The 6,794-nt window shown below is 72.5% G+C and carries 10 protein-coding genes; 6 read left to right on the top strand and 4 right to left on the bottom strand.

Annotated elements, in window-relative coordinates:
* The 4 genes from ACWEN0_RS47920 to ACWEN0_RS47905 form a co-directional block, all read right to left on the bottom strand.
* The coding region (locus ACWEN0_RS47920; protein ID WP_451988419.1) for a hypothetical protein at window positions 1–821 on the bottom strand (821 nt) is incomplete at its 3' end.
* Window positions 818–1,393, bottom strand: coding sequence for a hypothetical protein (locus ACWEN0_RS47915; protein ID WP_451988418.1), 576 nt, complete (start codon window positions 1,391–1,393; stop codon window positions 818–820). The genes ACWEN0_RS47915 and ACWEN0_RS47920, both read right to left, overlap by 4 nt.
* 68 nt (window positions 1,394–1,461) lie before the next feature.
* On the bottom strand, window positions 1,462–1,791 hold the full coding sequence (locus ACWEN0_RS47910; RefSeq protein WP_451988417.1) for a hypothetical protein: 330 nt from the start codon (window positions 1,789–1,791) through the stop codon (window positions 1,462–1,464).
* A complete protein-coding gene (locus ACWEN0_RS47905; RefSeq protein ID WP_451988416.1) occupies window positions 1,784–2,083 on the bottom strand; it encodes a hypothetical protein in 300 nt (99 codons plus the stop codon). The genes ACWEN0_RS47910 and ACWEN0_RS47905 overlap by 8 nt, the downstream gene beginning before the upstream one ends.
* A gap of 212 nt (window positions 2,084–2,295) precedes the next feature.
* On the opposite strand from ACWEN0_RS47905, the gene ACWEN0_RS47900 reads away from it, so the two are divergent.
* The 6 genes from ACWEN0_RS47900 to ACWEN0_RS47875 all read left to right on the top strand — a co-directional run bounded on the left by ACWEN0_RS47900 (window position 2,296) and on the right by ACWEN0_RS47875 (window position 6,746).
* Complete coding sequence (locus ACWEN0_RS47900; RefSeq protein ID WP_451988415.1) at window positions 2,296–3,864, top strand: hypothetical protein; 1,569 nt, start codon at window positions 2,296–2,298, stop codon at window positions 3,862–3,864.
* Between the two features lie 112 nt (window positions 3,865–3,976).
* A complete protein-coding gene (locus ACWEN0_RS47895; protein WP_451988414.1) occupies window positions 3,977–4,531 on the top strand; it encodes a hypothetical protein in 555 nt (184 codons plus the stop codon).
* 33 nt (window positions 4,532–4,564) lie between these two features.
* On the top strand, window positions 4,565–5,134 hold the full coding sequence (locus ACWEN0_RS47890) for a hypothetical protein (protein ID WP_451988413.1): 570 nt from the start codon (window positions 4,565–4,567) through the stop codon (window positions 5,132–5,134).
* A 134-nt stretch (window positions 5,135–5,268) separates the two neighbouring features.
* Window positions 5,269–5,781, top strand: coding sequence for a hypothetical protein (locus ACWEN0_RS47885; protein WP_451988412.1), 513 nt, complete (start codon window positions 5,269–5,271; stop codon window positions 5,779–5,781).
* Window positions 5,782–5,827: 46 nt separating this feature from the next.
* Window positions 5,828–6,022, top strand: a complete 195-nt coding sequence (locus tag ACWEN0_RS47880) for a hypothetical protein (protein ID WP_451988411.1) — start codon at window positions 5,828–5,830, stop codon at window positions 6,020–6,022.
* Window positions 6,015–6,746 (top strand): hypothetical protein, encoded by a 732-nt coding sequence (locus tag ACWEN0_RS47875; RefSeq protein ID WP_451988410.1) that lies wholly within the window; start codon window positions 6,015–6,017, stop codon window positions 6,744–6,746. Before ACWEN0_RS47880 ends, ACWEN0_RS47875 begins: the two co-directional genes overlap by 8 nt.
* Window positions 6,747–6,794: the final 48 nt, after the last annotated feature.

Raw genomic sequence — 6,794 nt, 5'->3', positions numbered from 1 at the left:
GCGGGCACGCCCCGCACCCACCTCGTCGTCGCGGCCGCGAGCGTCCGGTGGAACTCCGCCAGGTCGGCGGCCGCGGATTCGGGCACCCCGGCGGCAGCTGACATCGCGGAGCTGATCTGGCGCCGCGGTCGCGGACCGGTCAGGTCGTAGCGCGTGAGGGCGAAGTGTTCGTCGGACCAGCCGGTCTCGGCGCCCTCGGCCGCGGCGACCTGCCCGTGGACGGCCACCAGGTAGACGCCGGGGCTCGTCTGCAACACGTGCACCTCGGCGTCGGCCTGGATTTCGGCGTGCGCGCGGTCCGGTGGATCGAACCGCAGCCGCAGCGTCGCGCCGAGCGGCTGCTCGGCCTCCCGGATGAGGGCCGCGACTGCCTCGGCGCCGCGGGTCGCGGCCAGCTCGGCGGCCGCGGATCGCTGCTCGTCGGTCATCTGCGCCAGCGTTCCGACGCGGCTGGTCGAGGTGGCTGAACAGGCATAACAGCCGAACACGCCGTCGTCGGCCCAGCGCGGGGCGGTACCGCAGGCCGGGCAGGTCTCCTCGTACAGGGCGATCCGCGAGTCGCGCGCGGCCAGGACCACGCGGCGGATCAGCTCGCTCGTGGTCGGCCCGCCGCCGGCGGCGGGCGCGTTCGCCAGGACCTGGCTGGCCTCGTCGACCAGCACCACGAACTGTCGATCCTCCAGCGGCGTCCCGAGCGCGTCGGCGCGGGCCTGCGCGAGCTCCCGCGCCCGCTCCAGCATGTCGGCGGCCTCCGCCTCGGACGGTGCGTCCCAGCGCAGCCGACGGTCCTCGTCGCGACCGCTGGTGTCGGCGCCGCTCATCGTGCCGCTCCGTTCGGAAGTTCGGCCCAGCGGTCCCGCTCGGCCTGCAACCGCCGGTAGAGCTCGGCGGCCTCGGCGTAGCGGGCGGCCTGCCGGCTGGTCTGCTCGGCCCGTGCGAGAAAGGTCGGCATCTCGGGGGAGCCCCGGAGTTCGGCGTCGGCCGCCCAGGCCATCGCGATCTCCCGGGCCGTCTCGGCCTCGCGGTGGGCCTGCTCGGCCAGTGCGGTCGTCTTCTCCAGTCCCCGCGCCACGTCGCAGCACAGGGTGTCGCTGACCGCGACCGCGTCGCGGCGGCGGGGCACCCGGATCGTGAAGCGGATTGGGCCCCCCTCGAACTGGATCAGCCCGCCCGCGCGCAGGAGCCGGCCTCGGGTCTGGACCAGGCTGGTGATGGCCCACCGGTGCACGGAGATCGGGCCGGTGGTCTCGCTGGCGAACGTCAGCTCCGCGGGCGTCGCGGTCAGCGTTCCCGGCTCGCTCCAGCGGGCCGTCCCCAGCCGCACCCGGGTTCGGGGCACGATCAGCGGCTCGATCGTCAGCGGTGGCTCGATGGTGCCGTTCTGAGCGCTCACGGCGCCCCCCTTTCCGTAATGGCATGTCGAGGCGGTGCGGGTGTTCGTGCTGTTCAGGCGTGGTTCGGTCAGGGGCAGGCGATCGGGAAGAACGACACGTCGTCGATCGGGATCACCGTGCTGGTGTTCTTGCCGGTGTTCATCGGCACGTACGCGGTGTTGTGGGTGAGCCGGTAGCAGCCGTCCGGCGGGAGGCCGGGGCCGACGATGCTGTTCACGGTCATCACGAACACGACGCCGGACACCACGGTCAGCACGAGCGAGCCCAGGCCGGGCAGGATGCGCTGCCGTTCCTCGTCGGCGACGCCGGTGAACAGGGCCCACGCGACGTAGCAGCCGGCCGCGAGCGTGGCCAGGCCCCACAGCACGATCCCGGTCCACTTCAGCACGTCAAGCATTGGACTCCGCCTTCGTGTTCTCCGAGCCCGTCGGCAGGAGGGTGATCGCGGTCGCGGCGGGCCAGTTCCAGGCGGCGTTGGCCAGGGCCTGCTCGGCGTCGCCGCCGCGGATGGCGTCGTCGAAGGTGTCGCTGGGCAGCGTGACGCGCACCGGGTGCCAGGGCTGCCCGGCGTCCATGCCCAGCAGGCGCCGCGCGGCGCCGACGTCGGTGACGTCCTCCAGTGCGGCCGGCGGGTAGCCCCGCTGGCCCGCCTCGGCCAGCAGTGCCTCCAGCAGCTCGGTGTCATCCATCCCGTGGTCCCTCCTCGTCGTCTCCGGCCCCCGGCGGGCCCCTACCCACTTTCCGGAGGGGTGGAGGCCGTGTCGGCCGCCTCAGCCCCGTCTCCGGGCAACAGTAGTAGATAACCGTGCTTATCTACTACTGTCGTCACTCTAGCCGATTCGATTCGAGTTCGCAATTGAAGTATTTACGAATCCGAATCAGATCGTGCTAGGATGGCAGCATGAGCGATGAGCAGGGCGAACGGCCCGCTGACCAGCCAGAACGTCGCGAGGAGGGCCGCGGGGCCGCCGAGCCCGGCTCCGCGACCGGCGAATCCGCCGCTCGGGCCGGGCGCGCCGGGCAGACGTCGGCGGCGGACGGCGGCGAGGACGACGGGGGCGCGGCCCAGGCCGCGGCGAACGTTGACCAGCTCGACGAGGCGCTGCGCCAGGCCGGCGTCCAGGGCGGCCCGGAGGACGAGGAGCCGCCGTTCGGGCCGGGCGACTTCGTCGACGCCGAGGCCCGCCGCGGCCACGTCCCCTACGTGGGCCCGGAAGAGATCGCCGCGGCGGCCGCCGCGCACCGCCCGCCGCGGCTGGACCCGGTCTCCGCGGTCGCGGCCAGCGAGGCGCACGTGCGCCGGTGCGGGTTCTCCCGCTGCCGCAAGCCCCTGCCCGACGAACGGCGCGCCGGCCGCAAGTCGGACACCTGCGACCCGAAGGACACCAGCTGGGTGGTCGGCGAGGACAAGAGCGGCAAGGACATCGTCAAGACCTGCGGGCAGATGGCCCTCTCCGAGCGCGACCTCGCCGCGGTCGTCCGCCTCCAGACCGGCGTCGAGTCCGACGGCCCGGCCGGTGTCCCCGGCCTCGACGTCGTCGAGCTCGGCGAACGCATCGGAACCGCCATTCCCGCTGTTCAGAGCGCACTCGGCCCCGTCGCCCAACTCCTGGAGGGCCTGACCGGCGTCCGCACCCAGCTCGAGCAGGAGGTCGCGGCCGCGTATGCCGCCCGCGACGAGGCCGTGAGCGCGAAGACGGCCGCCGACAGCGACGCCGCGGCCGCCCGGCAGGTCGCCGTCGACGCCGAAGCCGCCCAGGCCGAGGCCGAACAGCGGGCGGAAGACGCCGAACGCGCCGCTCGTCGCGCCCGGCTGGACAAGGAAGCCGCCGAACGCGCCCAGGCCACCGCCGAAGGCCAGGCCAGTGAACTGCGGGACAACCTGGTCCGCGCCGACGAACGCATCGAGGCCCTGGCCGAGCGCGCCGAGAAGGCGGCCGACGACTTGTCCCGCACCGTCGGCGAGCGCGACGCTGCCCGCGAGGCGATCGCCGAGGAAAAGCAGCGCGCCGATGCCCAGGAGACGCGGGCCAACGCCGCCGTCGCCGCGGCGGCCGAGCTCGAACGCACCCTGCGCGACGAGTTCGCCGCCGAGCTCGAACGCCGCGCCGGCGAACACCAGCAGGCCCTCGACGCTGCCCGCGACGAGTTCGACAGCCGAGTCCAGCAGGCCCGCGACGACTTCGACGCAGCGGTCGAGCAGGTCCGTGAACAGGCCGAATCCGGTCTCAACGCCGAGCGCAGCGCGCACGCCGAGGCGATCGGGCAGCTCAACCAGCGACTCGGCAGCCTCGCCCACCGCGCCGAGACCGCCGAAGCCGCCCAGCAGGAACAAGCCGGCCTGGTCCGGGAACTCCGAGCCGCCCTGGCCCGCACCCTCGACCTCGTCGGCGACGACGACATCGACGACCGGACGGGTCGGGTGACCGAGCTTCGCGACGAGTTCAATCACCTGCTGGGAGACGAGTAACCGAACAGACCGAAGCCGTCGCCGGTGCCGAGGAATCCGGCACCGGCGACCCGAACGAGGTCGACAGGAGCGATGACCCGTGAACTCGCAGAAGCCCAGGAACGAGCCGCACGTGAACGAGACCAGCACCGGCGGCTACCTGCCGCGCGAGCCGATCCCCGGCGAGACCTACCGCGGCCTGTTCGACGACGAGAGCGCTCTCGAGGTGCTGCGGCGACGGATCGACGCCGCGGTCCTGGAGTACCTGCGCGCCGAGCACGGCCCCGGCGCGGTGATCGCCGAGCCGTGCCCGAAGCCGGCCAACCTGATCGACGCCATGCTGGTCACGCGCGTGGTGTCCGACCGCGCGCTGACGCTGCGGATCGACTGGGCGAAGAAGGCGCGGGGCGCGGGCACGCCGTGGCGCGAGCTGGTCGACCCGCTTGGTATCGACACCAGCGACGAGTGGACTGACGGGCCGAAGGAGGCGTTCCGGCTCGTCGCCGGGCCGCCCTCGATGCCGCACGACCCGATCTACGTGCACTGGACCTGCGCGTCCTGCGGCCAGCTCATCCGCGACAGCGGCCCGGACGCCGGGCACCCGGTCGACGGCGAAGAAAACCACGCCGACGGCTGCGCACGGTTTGCCCGCGAGATCGCCGCCTGGCAAGCCCGGCACGGCGACTGACGCGCTGTAAACCACTGACAGACAAGGAAACCAATGCCCGCCACCCAGCCCAACGCCATGCCCCTCGCCCGCAATGTCGTACAGCGAGAAGACCGGCGCTACCTGTCCTCACTCGCCACCGATCCAGTGCTCGACGCGGCAGGCGAGCTTCTGCACGCCTGGTGCGTCACCGCGGATCACCACGGCATCAACATGGCCGGCGAATATCCTGCCGGCGCGTGGGTCGAACGTCTCGCCGTCGTCGCCCTGGAGATGATCACCCGCCAGGTCCGCGAGCCCCGTCCCTCGACGCCTGATGAAGCGACCACGCTGCTGGACGCAGTCGTCAGGCGGCTGGCCGAACGCGGCATCAGCACACACCGGGACCTGCTGTACGTGCCGCTGCCCCGCATCGACACCACCCCGGCCTGGGGCGCGTTCGAGCCCTGCCCGCTCGCGATCACCATCGACTACGAACGCGGCTGGGCACTGGTCATCGACCAGCCCACCGCATCCCCGGTCGTCGACATCGTCGGCCAGTGCGACGAAACCGGGATCGATGCAATGCTCGACCTCGCCGACATCATCAACGAGGGCGCCTACGGCAACGTCTTTCGTCAATGACCCCATCACCCCCTACAGAGGTCTCCCAGCCACGCCGGCGACACGCTCCGCTTCAAGATAACCGCAGCTCAGAACCAAATCCGCCCAAAATTCGGCCGATACTACGGCTACACCAACGAGCGAAGGACTTCACGATGAACGTGCCCGAGACCGTGCAGGCCCACGTCGACGACCCGCGCCTGCACGCGTTGGTGCTCGCACAGCTGAAGGCGGCGGGTGCGGCCGACGCCGACAAGCAGGCCGCCGGCTTCGTCGAGCGGGTACAGGCCGGCCGGGCGAAAACGCCACCGGACAACGACGCGCAACTGTGGGGCGCGACCTCCTTCGCGCTGGGCGCGACGTTGTCGTCCAAGGACCGGCTGATCGTGGCGCGGCAGCTGATCGCGATCCTGCGGCGGGTGCGGGAACCGCATCGGCGGACCTGGGGCCCGGGTGACGAGCTTCCGTCACCGCCGCCGGCGAAGATGGCCGATCTCGACTGGGACGAGTGGCTGCACCAGGACAAGGCCGGCAACGGCTGCTACCGCATGAGCTCGAAGGACCGCCGCAGGAACGCGGCGAGCATCCACGACTACGAGGGCGTTCAGGTCTGGCCGTTCCTGCTTGACGGCGAAGGCCCGTTCACCGAAGTCACGTCGACCCGGTAGCCGGCGGGCCTCGGGCTCGACGCGACGACGACAGAGGAGGAAACCGTTGCCCACGAACAAAACAGAGCCAGAGCAGCCGCGCTTCGAGCCACGCCCGCGCCGCTACGGCCTGATCTTTCGCAACTACAGCTGGCAGGTCTGGGACAACAAGCTCAACACGTGGTCACGCCAAGCTGCCTGCGGTGGCGGGCTCGCCGCAGCGCAGGCCGCCGCGGACGGGTTGAACCGGCCCCATGCGTGACGCTGCGCGCGAGCTCGCCGACCTCCAGGCCCACGACGACCTGGTGGCCCGCATCTACGCCGACCGCCTGCCCGGCGAGGTCCGCGAGCTCGCGCTCGCCCTGGCCTGGGTCGGGCTGCGCGACCCCGCACGCCACGACCCGGACGGCGAGAGCCGCCTCACGCGAGCGGCCCGGCTGCTCGGCCGCGACGAGATCGGCCGGTGGCGGCACAAGCTCGGCTTCGCCGCCGACGCCCCGCGCTATGAACCCGAGCACCATCTGCGCTCGGGCATGAGCTGCCAGGGCCCACGCGTCCGCCCGTACCGCCCGCGCGGCGGCGCGCCGGCGGCCGCGGCGAGCACTTCGCCGACCACGGCGCTGGTGTGCGGCAGCCACGCGACGATCAGCGTCGAGGAACGCGACCTGGCCACCGGGCACGTCGTCGCGCTGCACGCCTTCTGCCGCCGCCACCGCGAGGACGCCGACCGCGTCCGCCGCCAGCTCGCCGCCCGCGGCGAACCGCTCAACCCGCCGATCCCCAACACCGGCGGCTGGCTGCCGCGCTACTTCACCGCCAAGCCCCTGGAACGGCTCTACCGCTGGGCCAGGACGGGCTGGACCCCGCCCGACGCCGGGCTCTGCCGCGACGACTGGCCCACCGGCGACGTCCGGTTCCTACCCCGCCGCCAGCGCCTGGCCCTCGTCGTCACCGCCGACGACGCTCCCGGCGTCTCCGCTCGCTGAACAGCCACAACACCCGCACGAGCCGCACCGACGAGCCACCGGCAACGG

The sequence above is a fragment of the Amycolatopsis sp. NPDC004378 genome, from assembly GCF_053602455.1.
This window is presented reverse-complemented; position numbering and strand designations above follow the sequence as displayed.

What these genes read in the sequence shown, in the direction of transcription:
- ACWEN0_RS47890 (WP_451988413.1), top strand. Translation starts at nt 4,565, where the DNA reads ATGCCCGCCACCCAGCCCAACGCCATGCCCCTCGCCCGCAATGTCGTA.
- ACWEN0_RS47905 (WP_451988416.1), bottom strand. Translation starts at nt 2,083, where the DNA reads ATGGATGACACCGAGCTGCTGGAGGCACTGCTGGCCGAGGCGGGCCAG.
- ACWEN0_RS47900 (WP_451988415.1), top strand. Translation starts at nt 2,296, where the DNA reads ATGAGCGATGAGCAGGGCGAACGGCCCGCTGACCAGCCAGAACGTCGC.
- ACWEN0_RS47875 (WP_451988410.1), top strand. Translation starts at nt 6,015, where the DNA reads ATGCGTGACGCTGCGCGCGAGCTCGCCGACCTCCAGGCCCACGACGAC.
- ACWEN0_RS47885 (WP_451988412.1), top strand. Translation starts at nt 5,269, where the DNA reads ATGAACGTGCCCGAGACCGTGCAGGCCCACGTCGACGACCCGCGCCTG.
- ACWEN0_RS47910 (WP_451988417.1), bottom strand. Translation starts at nt 1,791, where the DNA reads ATGCTTGACGTGCTGAAGTGGACCGGGATCGTGCTGTGGGGCCTGGCC.